Source organism: Achromobacter sp. ACM01 (assembly GCF_014851745.1).
Classification (GTDB): domain Bacteria; phylum Pseudomonadota; class Gammaproteobacteria; order Burkholderiales; family Burkholderiaceae_B; genus Achromobacter; species Achromobacter aegrifaciens.
This window is the reverse complement of sequence record NZ_JACVAF010000004.1, coordinates 233549-246282: the sequence shown is the minus strand read 5'-3', so window position 1 is coordinate 246282 and position 12734 is coordinate 233549. Positions and strand designations below refer to the sequence as shown.

The following is a 12734-nucleotide window of genomic DNA, read 5'->3' as shown; positions in this document are numbered from 1 at the left end:
GGTTGCTACCAACTGTCACCATCGCGACATTCAAGGAACTTTTAGGGTATTCCCGATGCAGCTATCCGACTCCCTGCAACTCGCCGCCGCCTGGTTTCGCGTGCTCAGCCGCGATCAGCAAGAGCGCGTCGAGAGGGACCTTACCGTGCAGCAGGTGGTTGCCGGGTCGATCATAGAGCGCAAAGGTGAACTCGCCCAGGCTTGGATAGGGGTGCTGGCGGGGCTGGTGAAGGTTTCGGTGGGCAACGCCGAAGGCAAGGTGGCGTCGCTGACCGGCGTGCCTGCCGGCGGCTGGATCGGCGAGGGCTCGCTGCTCAAGCGCGAGATCCGCAAGTACGACATCGTTGCTCTGCGGGATTCGGTGGTCGCGCGCCTGCCGGCCGCTACCTTCGATTGGTTGCTGGATAACAGCATCCCGTTCAACCGCTATCTGCTCCACCAATTGAACGAGCGCGTGGCGCAGTTCATCGGCAAGGCGGAGTACGACCGTTTGCTGGATCCGGATGCGCGCGTGGCCCGCTGCCTGGCCGAGCTCTTCAACCCTTTGCTGTATCCCGGCATGGGCATGCGCCTGGCGATTACCCAGGAAGAAGTCGGCTATCTGGCCCGGGTGTCGCGCCAGCGCGCCAACCAGGCGCTGCGCAAGCTGGAAGAGGCGGGCTTGCTGAATGTGGAATACGGCGCGGTCAGGGTGCTGGACCTGGACGGCTTGAAACAATACGGGTCGGACCGCGCCGCGGCCGAGGGCGAGCCGGCCTAGGCGCTGGCCGCTCTTGTCCAAAATAGTTGTTGACGATAGATCGCGCGCTATTTAATATTGCGCAATGAAATCCAGATCCAAAGCCAAGGCCGCATTCAACCCGCTGCTGCTGGACAGCCAGCTGTGCTTCGCCCTGTACTCGACCTCGCTGGCGATGAACAAGGTGTACCGCAAGCTGCTGCGCGGCCTGGACCTGACCTATCCGCAGTACCTGGTGATGCTGGTGCTGTGGGAAGGCGACGAGATTACGGTGACGGATATCGGCGAGCGCCTGTTCCTGGATTCGGCCACGCTGACGCCGCTGCTGAAGCGCCTGGAAGCGGCAGGCCTGGTAACGCGCAAGCGCGCCGTGGAAGACGAGCGCCAGGTGATCGTCGGACTGACCCGCCAGGGCCGCGAACTGCGCGCGCAAGCCGAGGCCGTGCCGCACTCGATCGCGGGCGCCGCGCAGTGTTCGCTGGAAGAGGCGCAAGGTATGATGAAAACGCTGCATGCGCTGCGGGAGAAGCTCAGCGCAAGTCTTTGAAGCGGCGGGCCAGGCCCGCTATCGTTAGATCAAATAAATAGTGCGCTATTTAATATTGCACTATTTAAATAGTAAGGGTCGCGGCGGGATGTTCCCGCCAGGCCTGGCAGTCCAACCTCCACTTCCCTACAAGGAAACGCATCATGTCTATCGAAAAAGTGCTGTACCGCGCCCATGCGCACGTCACCGGCGGCCGTGAAGGCACGGGCGCCACGGACGACGGCAACCTGAACGTCAAGCTGACCACGCCGAAGGAACTGGGCGGCGCGGGCGCGGCCGGCACCAATCCGGAACAACTGTTCGCCGTGGGCTACTCGGCCTGCTTCATGGGCGCCATGAAATTCGTCGCCGGCCGCGACAAGATCGCCATGCCGTCGAATGCGACGATCGACGGTGCTGTTGGAATTGGTCCTATTCCTACGGGGTTCGGGATCGAAGTCGAACTGAAGATTTCGTTGCCGGGGATGGAGCGGGCTGAGGCGGAGAAGCTGGTCGCTGCGGCGCATATCGTTTGCCCTTACTCGAATGCTACGCGTGGCAATATTGATGTGACGTTGACGATTGTTTGATCGTTGATGGGTTGTTGATGTTCTGTTGGCGGGCGGCCTTGTTCTTAGGCCGCCCGTCGTCGCGTGCGGCGTGGCGGCTCGCGCCCACGATTGCGGTCCGGAGCGAAGGCTCCGGGCCGCAATCGTTGCCCCGCGCAGCGCGAGTCCCCGACGTGGCAGGCGTCAAAAGAACGCCAACAACGCCATCCCTCTAATGCGACCCACCCAAGTAAGCCGCCACAACAGCCGGATCATGCTTCAACTTATCCGCACTCCCATGCACCGAGATCCGCCCGTTCTCCAACACATACCCATAATCCGCCACATTCAATGCAGCAGCAGCAAACTGCTCCACCAGCAGCATCGTCACCCCTTCATCCTTGAGCCGCGCAATGATCCGGAACACTTCTTCCACCAGGATCGGCGCCAGCCCCATTGAAGGCTCGTCCAGCAACACCAGTTCCGGATTCAGCATCACCGCTCTAGCCATGGCCAGCATCTGCTGTTCGCCGCCCGACAAGGTGCCGGCCAGCTGATCGCGCCGTTCCTTCAGGCGCGGAAACAGATCCATGGCCCGGCCCAGGTCGGACTGCACGTCGCCCTTGGGACGGCTGCCTGTCAGGCGCGGGAAAGCGCCCAGCAGCAGGTTGTCGGTGACCGACAGCGTTGGAAATACTCGCCGGCCCTCGGGCGAATGCGCCAGGCCCAGCCGCGCGATGCGGTGAGACTCCAGGCCGTCGATGCGCTTGCCGCTCAGCGTGACCTCGCCCGCGGTGGGGCGGATCATGCCGGACAGCGCCCGCATCGTGGTGGTCTTGCCGGCGCCGTTGGAGCCGATCAGCGTCACCACCTTGGCCTTAGGCACTTCCATGCTGATGCCGTGCAGCACCTTCACCTTGCCGTAGCCCGCTTCCAGATTCTTGATCGATAGCATCTTGTTGTCCCCTTGGCGTCAGGCGGGCGCGCCGCCCAGATACGCCTCGATGACCTTGGCGTTGCTTTGCACTTCGTTGGGCAGGCCCTCGGCGATCTTCTGGCCGAAGTCCAGCACCGACACGGTGTCGCACACGCCCATCACCACGTCCATGTGGTGTTCGATGAGGATCAGCGTGATGCCGTGGTCGCGCACCTTGCGGATGATGGCCAGCAGTTCGACGATGTCGGGCGCGGTCAGGCCGGCCGCGGGTTCGTCCAGCAGCAGGAGTTGCGGATCCAGGGCCAGCGCGCGGGCGATTTCCAGCAGGCGTTGCTTGCCGTAGGGCAGGTTGCGCGCTTCCTCGCTGGCCAGGGATTCCAGGCCCACGAATTCCAGCAGCGCCATGGCGCGGGCGCGGGCGCCCTGTTCCTCGCCTTTCCACTTGGACGTGCGCAGCGCGATGCCGGCCAGCCCAGTGGTGAAGGTGTGGTGCAGGCCGACCAGCACGTTCTCCAGCGCGGTCATTTCGCCGAAGAGTTGCACGTTCTGGAAGGTGCGCGCGATGCCGGTTTCAGCGATGTCGGCCGGTGTCATGCCAACCAGCGACTTGCCCGAGAACTCCACGGCGCCGGAAGTCGGCACGTAGATGCCCGTCAGCACGTTCATCATGGTGCTCTTGCCGGAGCCGTTGGGACCGATCAGGCCATGGATGGTGCCGCGCTTGACGGTCAGGTCGACCTGGTTCAGCGCCTTCAGGCCGCCGAACTGCATCAGCACGCCCTTGGCTGCCAGCAGCGTGTCGCCCTTGCCCTTGGCCGCATCGGGCACGGCGTCCTGGGCCTTCACCAGATCCGACTTGACCGAGAGCGCGGCGCGGCGGTTGGAGAAGAACAGGTTGCGCACGAAGCCCACGATGCCGTCGGGCAGGTAGTACACGACGAACAGGATCATGGCGCCGAAGATCGTCAGGCGCCAGTCGGTGACCGCTTCCAGCCAGTACGAGAACACCGCCAGCAGGATGGTGCCGACGACCGGCACGACGACGCGGCGCGGTTCGGTGCGGCCCTTGGATATTGCGATGGCGCTGCCGACGGTGACCAGGATGGCCACGGCCAGCGCGATCAGCCTGAAGGTCGAGATGTCATCCAGCATCTTGGGCAGCAGCACGATGATGGACGCGCCCAGCAGCGCGCCCGTGCGGCTCTTGCGCCCGCCCATGATGATGGCCAGCAGGAACAGGATGGTCAGTTCGAAGTTGTAGGTGTTGGGCGAGATGTACTGTTCGGAATACGAGTACAGCGCGCCGGCCAGGCCGGCGAAGCCGGCGCTGATGACGAAGGCGAACACCTTGTGCCGGTAGACCGACACGCCCATGCAGTCGGACGCGATGGGGCTGTCCCGCAGGGCCTCGAACGAGCGGCCCAGGTGAGACTTCAGGATGCGGTGCACCACGATCAGCGACAGCACCAGCAGCGCCGCGACCAGCCAGAAGTACTCGCTCTTGGTCAGCACATGTCCGGCGATGGCGGGCTTGGAGATCTTGATGCCCAGGGGGCCTTCGGTGAGGAAGGTCATTTCGTTGATCAGGATCTGGATGATGGTGCCAAACGCCAGCGTCACCATGGCCAGGTACGGCCCCGTGACGCGCAGCGCCGGCAGCGCCAGCACCGCGCCGAAGGCGGCCGCGATCAGGATGGCGGCGGGCAGGATCACCCAGATGGGCATCTGCAGATGGAAGAACAGCACGCCCGCCACATACGAGCCGATGCCGAACAGGCCGGCGTGGCCCAGCGACACCTGGCCGGTATAGCCCACCACGATATCGAGCCCGAACAGCAGGATCGAATAGATCATGATGGTTTCGATGAGGTGCAGGTAGTACGTGTTGGTCACGCCCAGCGGCACGGCGGCCAGGCAGGCCACGGCCACGATGGATAGCAAAAGGTGCAAGGGTTTCATCGCTTACACCTTCTTGATCGCGGTCTTGCCGAACAGGCCGGCGGGCTTGAAGGTCAGTACGAGCAGCAGCAACACCAATCCCGGCACGTCTTTGTACCCCGTCGAAAGATAGAAACCGGTGGTCGTTTCGGCGATCCCCAGGATCAGCCCGCCCACCACCACGCCCATGCCGCTGGACAGGCCGCCGATGATGGCGACGGCGAAGGCTTTGAGGCCCAGCACCGCGCCCATGGTGGCGCCGGTCAGGGTCAGGGGCGCGACCAGCACGCCCGCGAACGCGGCAGTCAGCGAGGACAGCGCGTAGGAAAACGTGATCACCATGCCCGTGTTGATCCCCATCAGGCCAGCGGCGTCGCGGTCGTTGGACGTGGCGACGAAGGCCTTGCCGTAGATGGATTTGCGGTTGAAGACTTCCACCAGCAGCATCATCGCCAGGGCGCCGAACACCACCAGCAGCTCCATGGGCAGCACGTTGGCGCCCAGCACCTGGATGGGCGCTTCCGGCAGCGGCGAGGGGAAGCGCAGGTCGTCGCGGCCCCAGATGTTCTCGGCGACGTTCTTGAAGATGATGCCCAGCGCGATGGTGGCCATGATCCAGCCGAACTCCGAGCGGGTCTTGATGGCGGGCCTGACGCCCACGCGCTCGACCAGCGCGCCTTGCGCGAATCCGAAGATGCAGACGATGGGTATCATCACCCAGTAGTTCACGCCCAGGCCGACCAGTGTCAGGCCGACCAGCGCGCCCAGCATCAGGGCTTCGCCCTGGCCGAAGTTCAGGGTGCCCGACGTGGCAAACGTGAGCTGGTATCCGAACGCGATGACGGCATAGATCATGCCCAGCGCGATACCGCTATAGATGAGCTGTAGAAGAATCATGGTGTGTGTCGTGTAGCGCTGTGGTTCCGTCCCAACCCCCTTGGGCAGAACGCGGTTTTCAGGCGGCGGCAAGCCCGCGCCCTGGGCGACAGGGCGCGGCTGGCGGCGGCCGGGCAGCCGCCGCCGGGATGCGCTGCGGGACCTTAGTTGGCCTTGACGACGCGGCCGCCCTTGACCTCGCCGATGACCACTTCCTTGACGGTGATCGCGTCGTGGTTGTCTGCGCTGAAGGGCTTGTTGTAGGTCATGACCACGCCCTCGACGGGCGTCTGCAGGTTTTCGAGGGCCTCGCGGACCTTCGGGCCGTCGGTGGAGTTGGCCTGCTTGAAGGCCGCGGCCAGCAGATAGATGGAGTCATAGCCCTGGGCGGCCGACACCGGGGAATCGATGCGGTTGTTCTTGGGCTTGAACTTGGCCAGGTAGGCGTCGATGAAGGCCTTGCGCTTGGGCGTGTCCGGGTCCTGGATGAAGGTCTGCGGCATGCGCGCGCCTTCGCCGTTGGCGCCGGAGTTGTCGATGTAGTTGGCCATGGACAGGGTCCAGCTGCCGATGATCGGCACCTTCCAGCCCAGCTTGGTCATGCCGTTGGCGACCTGGGCCAGTTCGGGGCCGATGCCGTAGGTCAGCACGGCTTCGGCGCCGGCGGCCTTGGCCTTCAGCAGCTGGGCCGTCATGTCGACGTCCTTGATGTTGAACTTCTCCACGGCCACGGGCTTGATGCCCTTGGCGTCCAGGGCCTTTTCCAGGTCCTCGCGGCCGAGCTGGCCGTAGTTGGTGGAGTCGGCCAGGATCGCGACCTTCTTGAAGCCGCGGCGGGTCACCGCCTCTTCGACGATCATCGGGGCCTGGATGCTGTCATGCGCCGCGTTGCGGAACACGTAGTTGTTCGGGTATTCCGGCGCCTTGAACTGGTGCGTGATCACGCTGCCCGTGGCCACGTTGTTGAACACGGGGATCTTGGCGTCCTGGTAGAAGCGCTGGGAGGCCAGGGCCACGCCCGTGTTGATGTAGCCGACGGTGGCGGCGACCTGTTCCTTGTTGATCAGCTCTTGGGCGATCTGTACGCCGCGCTCGTTCTTGGCTTCGTCGTCGCGTTCGACGGCGACCAGCTGGCGTCCCATGACGCCGCCGTTCTTGTTGATTTCTTCAATGGCCAGGCGCACGCCGTCGCGCATGCTGACGCCCATGGAGGACGAGCCGCCGGTGTAGGGGCCGGCCACGCCGATCTTGATGGGGTCGGCGGCGTGGGACGCGGCCGTTGCGGCAAGTGCAAGGGTTCCTGCTAGCAGCTTCAAACGAAAATCCATTGATGTCTCCGTTGTAATTGGTAGAACTGCGTGGAAAACCGTGTGCCGGCGCCAGACGGCGAAAATCGTTGCTGCGGCGCTCTCCTGTGTGGCGTGTCGTGACTGTCTGCCTAATCACTTACGCGAAACTGACCCGGCGGGGTTTTTCCGCGTAAATACCTAGTACGGACGCACGAGGGTTCCTGTCATGCGCCATGGCGCTGCCTGCTGTGGGGAAGGGAATGGAAGGCGGCGTGCCGTGGCGGGCATGGGCGGGACATTGCATTGGCGGCATCCTAGCCAGCGCGGCGGCGGGCTGCGCGGAATTTCATTCCGCCCCGGCCTGGAAATTTATTCCTTACCGGCCCGCAGGCCTTGCGGCCATTGAGAAACCTGTTTGCACACGTCATCCAGCCATAGGGAAAACGCTTGGACCGCTCTGCCCGGCGGGCGCGAGGTTTCGGTGCACAGGTAATACTGGCATTCGCCGGGAATTTCGATGTCCAGGACGCGCACCAGCTTGCCCTCGTCCAGCCATTCGGCCGCCAGCGCGCGCCGCGTGAGCGCCAGGCCCTGGCCGGCGCGCGCGGCTGCCAACATGATGCCCAGGTCCACCAGCCACACGCCGCGCGCGGGCTCGGGCCAGTCCAGCCCGGCGGCGGCCAGCCAGGGCCGCCACGGTTCCATCGGGCAGCGCAGCAGTTGCGCCCGGGCCAGGTCGGCGGGCCGCTCGAAGGGGCCGTGCCGGTCGCGGTATTCGGGCGCGCAGACCGCGAACACCGGATCCGCCGTCAACTGGTGCGCGTTCAGGCCGGGATATTTGCCGCTGCCGAAGCGCACCCAGACGTCGGCATTGGGCGGCATGATGTCCAGGTAGGGGATGGACAGCATGATTTCCAGCTCCACCTCGGGATGCGCGGCGGTGAAGCCGGGCAGGGCGGGGATCAGCACCTGGCGGGCGAACGTGGGGGTGGAGACGACGCGCAGCGGTTCGAGCTTGGGTTCGCCGCGCTTGTGCAGGGAGGCGTCGGACAGCAGGTCCAGCGCGGTGCGGACCTGGTCCAGGTACTCGCGTCCGGCCGAGCTCAGCGTGGCGCCGCGGCTGCTGCGGATGAAGAGTGTGACGTCCAGCATGGCCTCGAGCGCGGCGATGCGCTTGCCGATGGCGCTGGCAGTGACGAAGAGTTCCTCGCTGGCGCGTTCGAAGGAGCCCAGGCGGGCGGCTGCCTCGAAGGCCTGGATGGCTGCCAGGGGGGGCAGGCGCACATCTTTGGAAGGGCTGGGACCGCGCATGATCGTCTGGCGGGCCGGTGTTGCGCCCGACGAAAGATTGGCTACCGGGCGATTATAAGGACGGCGGCGCCAGCCCTGCGCCGTAGCGCCGGAGCACCTGGGAGATTTCCACGCGATAGCCGTCCAGCCAGCGCGCTTGTGCGGCCTTGGCCTGCTGGTGCGCAGGGTGGCGGATGAGTTGTTCCAACGCTTCCAGCGATTCCCAGTAGTAGACGTTGGAGATCAGGCCGCGCGCGGTGTCTGCCCAGCTCTCTTCGCCCAGATAGCCCGGAATGGCGCGCGCGGCAGCGGCGATGGCTTGATCCAGGCGGTGAAAATCATCGTCGAACTGCTTGGTGGCGAAGATGAAGGTGGAGCTGTACATGTGGGACTCCGGACGCGGCGGGTGCGGCAAGCAGGAAAGCCGGCCGCCGGGAGGTCCGGGCGGCCGATCGGGGGAACTGCTGGAAACGTAGCTTAAACGCGTCTACACGCCCTTCAGCGCCAGGCTGACCGCCAGCGCGGCCATGACCACGGCGATGATGCCGTCCAGCACGCGCCAGGCCGACGCGCTGGCGAAGAACGGGGCGAACAGGCGGGAGCCTATGCCGAGCACGGCGAGCCACAGCAGGCTGGCGGTGAAGGCGCCGGCGGCGAATGCCATGCGCGCTTCCTCGAAGCCGTGCGCCAGCGAGCCGACCACCACCATGTCGAGCCAGAAATGCGGATTCAGCAACGAAAAGCCCAGCGCGCCCAGCATGGCGGCGCGGCGCGATGGCACCACGTCGCGGGCGGCGGCCAGGCCGCCGGTGGCGGTCCAGGCGCGGCGCGCAGATTGCAGTGCGTACCAGGACAGGAAGGCCACGCCGAACCACAGCACGGCGGTTGTCAGCCAGGGGAACCAGGCGGTGAGCGCCTGCAGGCCGGACACGCTGGCGAAGATGAAGACGGCGTCTATCAGCGCGCAGATGGCGACCACGCTCAAGAGGTGGGCGCGCATCAGCCCCTGTCGCAGGATGAACGCGCTTTGCGCGCCCACGACCGCGAAGAGGCCCAGCCCGGTGGCCGTACCGCTGGCCCAGGCAGTGAAGAAGAGGGGGGATGACAACGTGGCGAACATGACCTGCACCTGTGCTGCTACGCCTGTGGCGGCGTTTGGATGACAACGCGGGGCGCTATGGCGCTCCGGTAATAAGGCATTTTCGCTTGCAGTGAATATGAAATAAAGCTAATTTTCCTTCACTATCTTAAGTAAAACTAATCTCATGAAAATCGATCGCGGCAACCTGCGCGCCCTGGCCGCGGTAGTGCGGGAAGGCAGTTTCGAGCGGGCGGCGCTGTCGCTCAGCGTCACGCCATCCGCGGTGTCGCAGCGGATCAAGGCGCTGGAGGACCGCATGGGCCGCCTGCTGGTCCAGCGCACCGTGCCGGCGGTAGCCACGGCGGACGGGCAGGTGCTGGTGCGGCTGGCCGAGCAGACGGCGTTGCTGGAGCATGACGCGCTCGACCGCCTGGGCGTGGCGGACGACGATGTGCCGTATGCCAGCATCCCCGTCGCGGTCAATCATGACAGCCTGGAGACCTGGTTCGTCGATGCGGCGGTGCAGTTCTCCGCGCGCACCCGCGCCACGCTGGACATGCAGTCCGAAGACCAGGACCACACCGCGGCGCTGCTGCGCAACGGTTCGGTGCTGGGCGCGGTGACCGCCCTGGCCGAGCCGGTCCAGGGCTGCCGCATCCATGCGCTGGGCAGCATGCGCTACGTGGCCACCTGCACGCCGGAATTCCACAAGCGCTACTTTTCGCAGGGCGTCAACGCCCAGACGCTGGCGCAGGCGCCGGTGCTGGTGTTCAACCGCAAGGACGCGCTGCAGGCGCGCTTCGCGCACAAGATCGCCGATCCCGCACCCTGGCAGCCGCCGGTCTGGTGGGTGCCGTCGACACGCGCGTTCGTGCAGGCCACGCTGGGCGGCCTGGGCTGGACCATGAATCCGCTGCCCTTGGTGCAGGAACACCTTGATGCAGGTCAGCTGATGCTGCTTCGAGGCCGCGCCTGGGAGGATGTACCGCTGTATTGGCAGCATTGGCGGGTAAACTCCGAAGCGATGGAAGCCCTGACGGACTCGGTCCTGTCAGCCGCCCGCAGCCTGGTCAGGCGGCGTTAACCCACTAGGAGAACAACCCATGAACATCCGTAAGTTCGCTGTCATTGCCGCACTGGGCCTGTGCACGGCCGGCTCGGCCTGGGCGAAGGACTACAAGGTTGGCCAGATCGAGGTCGACGACCTCTGGGTGCGTGCGTCGGCGCCTGGCCAGTCCAATGGCGCGGGGTATATGGACATCGATAACGACGCCAAGGCTGCTGACCGCCTGCTGTCGGTGTCGTCCGACGCAGCGGAACGCGTCGAACTGCACACGGTGCAAACCGAGAACGGCGTCTCGAAGATGCGTCAGGTGGAAGGCGGCATCGCGTTGCCGGCGGACACCGAGGTCAAGCTCAGCCCGGGCGGCTACCACGTCATGTTCATCAAGCTGAAGGCCCCGTTCGCCGAAGGCGGCACGGTCCCGGCCACGCTGAAGTTCGAAAAAGCCGGCGAAGTCGCCGTGCAATTCAAGGTCAAGCCGGCCTCGCACAACCCCGGCATGAACCACGGCAGCATGAACCACGGCACGATGAAGCATTAAGCGCCAGGCGCTGCACGCGCCTGAAAAACTAAGCCGGCCCATGGGCCGGCTCAGGTGGATTCCTGTCAACGAGGCAGGTCCGCCCCGACACAACAGGTCTCCCCCCAATCGGGGGCCGCGCGGAGCCGGGCTCCGCCGGTCCGCAGCGGCGCCCCCCTGGGGGGGAAGCGCGCAGCGCTTCGGGGGGGGGATTAATACAAGCCTTGCTGACGCATCGCGTCAGCCACCTTCACGAAGCCGGCAATGTTGGCGCCATCCAGGTAGTTCACGTATTCGCGCTCGCTATGGCCGTGGCGCACGCAGTTCTCGTGGATGTCGCGCATGATGGCGTGCAGGCGCGCGTCGACTTCCTCGCGCGTCCAGGACAGGCGGGCCGAATTCTGGGCCATTTCCAGGCCGGACACGGCCACGCCGCCGGCGTTGCTGGCCTTGCCCGGGGCGTACAGCACGCGGGCGGCGATGAAGGCCTTGGCGGCTTCCAGCGTGGCCGGCATGTTGGCGCCTTCGGCGACGCACAGCACGCCGTTCTTGATCAGCGTTTGCGCATCGGCCAATTCCAGTTCGTTCTGGGTGGCGCAGGGCAGGGCCACGTCCACCGGCACGTGCCACGGACGCTTGCCGGACTCATAGGTCAGGCCGAATTGGCGGGCATAGGTGTCCAGGCGGCCGCGCAAGTCGTTCTTGATGTGCATCAGCGCCACCAGCTTCTCGTGCGTGAAGCCGGCTTCGTCCACCACGGTGCCGTTGGAGTCGGAAACGGTCACCACCTTGGCGCCGAGCGCCATGGCTTTTTCGATTGCGTACTGGGCGACGTTGCCCGAGCCCGACACGGACACGCGCAGGCCGTCGAAGGACTTGCCCACGCGCTTGAGCATTTCTTCAGCGAAGTACACGGTGCCGTAGCCGGTGGCTTCGGGGCGGATCAGGCTGCCGCCGAAGGTCAGGCCCTTGCCGGTGAACACGCTGGCGGTCGAGTTGGACAGCTTTTTCATCATGCCGGCCATGAAGCCGACTTCGCGCGCGCCCACGCCGATGTCGCCGGCCGGCACGTCGGTGTCCGGACCCAGGTGGCGGTACAGCTCGATCATCAGAGCCTGGCAGAAGCGCATGACTTCGGCGTCGGACTTGCCCTTGGGATCGAAGTCGGAGCCGCCCTTGCCGCCGCCCATGGGCAGCGTGGTGAGCGAGTTCTTCAGGGTCTGCTCGAAGGCCAGGAACTTCAGGATGGACAGGTTCACCGAGGGGTGAAAGCGCATGCCGCCCTTGAAGGGGCCGATGGCCGAGCTGTGCTGGATGCGGAAAGCGCGGTTGACCTGGGCCTGGCCGCGGTCATCGGTCCAGCACACGCGGAACTGGATCACGCGTTCCGGTTCCACCAGACGCTCGAGTACGGCATGCTCGGCGTAGTGGGGGTGCTTCTCGATGAAAGGCCAGAGACTCAGCATCACCTCCTGGACGGCTTGCATGAACTCAGGCTGCTGCGGGTCGCGCGCGGCGACGCCACGCAGGAAGTCGTCCAGACTCTGCACTTTCAACATGATCTCCTTGGGGGTGCTTCGAATAGGTGCGGACTGCGCCGGATTGGGGCGCGAAAATTCTTTTTGGTGCACGGCTGCACCTGTATGGTGCGGGAATTGTAGGGGCAAAATGTTGCCCTGCGCAAAGCCGAAAAATAGTGCCATCACCTTGATATCAAAGCACTTTTTCTTTTATTTTAATAGGGACGTATTGATGGCTGAATTCGGGTGGATGACGTGTTCATGAGGGAGATTTGGGCAGAAATGCTTGAATTCCCTAGGGAAATAAATATGTCCCCGTTTATTTAATCCAAGAAGTATTGCGCCCTTGCGACTTCCGCAGAGGGAAGGAACGCTGGTCTGAGGCATGTTTGGGCTGGCACGAAGGG

Annotated in this window: 13 protein-coding genes; 5 read left to right on the top strand and 8 right to left on the bottom strand. The window is 64.8% G+C overall.

What is annotated here, in order from left to right; translation table 11 throughout:
- The first annotated feature begins 55 nt into the window (after positions 1-55).
- The 3 genes from IB268_RS21575 to IB268_RS21565 all read left to right on the top strand — a co-directional run bounded on the left by IB268_RS21575 (position 56) and on the right by IB268_RS21565 (position 1855).
- Positions 56-760 (top strand): Crp/Fnr family transcriptional regulator, encoded by a 705-nt coding sequence (locus IB268_RS21575; RefSeq protein ID WP_054456926.1) that lies wholly within the window; start codon positions 56-58, stop codon positions 758-760.
- Positions 761-824: 64 nt separating this feature from the next.
- Positions 825-1286 (top strand): MarR family winged helix-turn-helix transcriptional regulator, encoded by a 462-nt coding sequence (locus tag IB268_RS21570; protein WP_054456924.1) that lies wholly within the window; start codon positions 825-827, stop codon positions 1284-1286.
- Between the two features lie 143 nt (positions 1287-1429).
- Positions 1430-1855 carry an organic hydroperoxide resistance protein gene (locus IB268_RS21565; RefSeq protein ID WP_013396768.1) on the top strand — a complete coding sequence of 142 codons (426 nt, stop codon included), beginning with the start codon at positions 1430-1432 and terminating at the stop codon, positions 1853-1855.
- 190 nt (positions 1856-2045) lie between these two features.
- On the opposite strand, the gene IB268_RS21560 is transcribed toward IB268_RS21565, so the two are convergent.
- The 7 genes from IB268_RS21560 to IB268_RS21530 form a co-directional block, all read right to left on the bottom strand.
- Positions 2046-2768 carry an ABC transporter ATP-binding protein gene (locus IB268_RS21560; protein ID WP_013396767.1) on the bottom strand — a complete coding sequence of 241 codons (723 nt, stop codon included), beginning with the start codon at positions 2766-2768 and terminating at the stop codon, positions 2046-2048.
- A gap of 18 nt (positions 2769-2786) precedes the next feature.
- A complete protein-coding gene (locus IB268_RS21555; protein WP_119450178.1) occupies positions 2787-4709 on the bottom strand; it encodes an ATP-binding cassette domain-containing protein in 1923 nt (640 codons plus the stop codon).
- 3 nt (positions 4710-4712) lie between these two features.
- Positions 4713-5585, bottom strand: coding sequence for a branched-chain amino acid ABC transporter permease (locus tag IB268_RS21550; RefSeq protein WP_054456919.1), 873 nt, complete (start codon positions 5583-5585; stop codon positions 4713-4715).
- Between the two features lie 143 nt (positions 5586-5728).
- Positions 5729-6892: an ABC transporter substrate-binding protein gene (locus tag IB268_RS21545; RefSeq protein ID WP_054456918.1), complete on the bottom strand. Its 1164-nt coding sequence runs from the start codon at positions 6890-6892 to the stop codon at positions 5729-5731.
- A 330-nt stretch (positions 6893-7222) separates the two neighbouring features.
- The gene (locus tag IB268_RS21540; RefSeq protein WP_054456916.1) at positions 7223-8164 is read right to left on the bottom strand and encodes a LysR substrate-binding domain-containing protein; all 942 of its coding nucleotides are present in this window, start codon (positions 8162-8164) and stop codon (positions 7223-7225) included.
- Positions 8165-8216: 52 nt separating this feature from the next.
- Positions 8217-8528 carry an antibiotic biosynthesis monooxygenase gene (locus IB268_RS21535; RefSeq protein ID WP_054456914.1) on the bottom strand — a complete coding sequence of 104 codons (312 nt, stop codon included), beginning with the start codon at positions 8526-8528 and terminating at the stop codon, positions 8217-8219.
- 102 nt (positions 8529-8630) lie between these two features.
- Positions 8631-9263, bottom strand: a complete 633-nt coding sequence (locus IB268_RS21530; protein WP_054457287.1) for a LysE/ArgO family amino acid transporter — start codon at positions 9261-9263, stop codon at positions 8631-8633.
- 145 nt (positions 9264-9408) lie between these two features.
- Between IB268_RS21530 and IB268_RS21525 the strand changes: the two genes are divergently transcribed.
- Complete coding sequence (locus IB268_RS21525) at positions 9409-10308, top strand: LysR family transcriptional regulator ArgP (protein WP_192354779.1); 900 nt, start codon at positions 9409-9411, stop codon at positions 10306-10308.
- Between the two features lie 19 nt (positions 10309-10327).
- Positions 10328-10828: a copper chaperone PCu(A)C gene (locus tag IB268_RS21520; protein WP_119450180.1), complete on the top strand. Its 501-nt coding sequence runs from the start codon at positions 10328-10330 to the stop codon at positions 10826-10828.
- 191 nt (positions 10829-11019) lie between these two features.
- Here the strand turns inward: IB268_RS21520 and gdhA are convergent, their stop codons facing one another.
- Positions 11020-12366, bottom strand: coding sequence for an NADP-specific glutamate dehydrogenase (gene gdhA, locus IB268_RS21515; RefSeq protein WP_054456908.1), 1347 nt, complete (start codon positions 12364-12366; stop codon positions 11020-11022).
- Between the last annotated feature and the right edge of the window lie 368 nt (positions 12367-12734).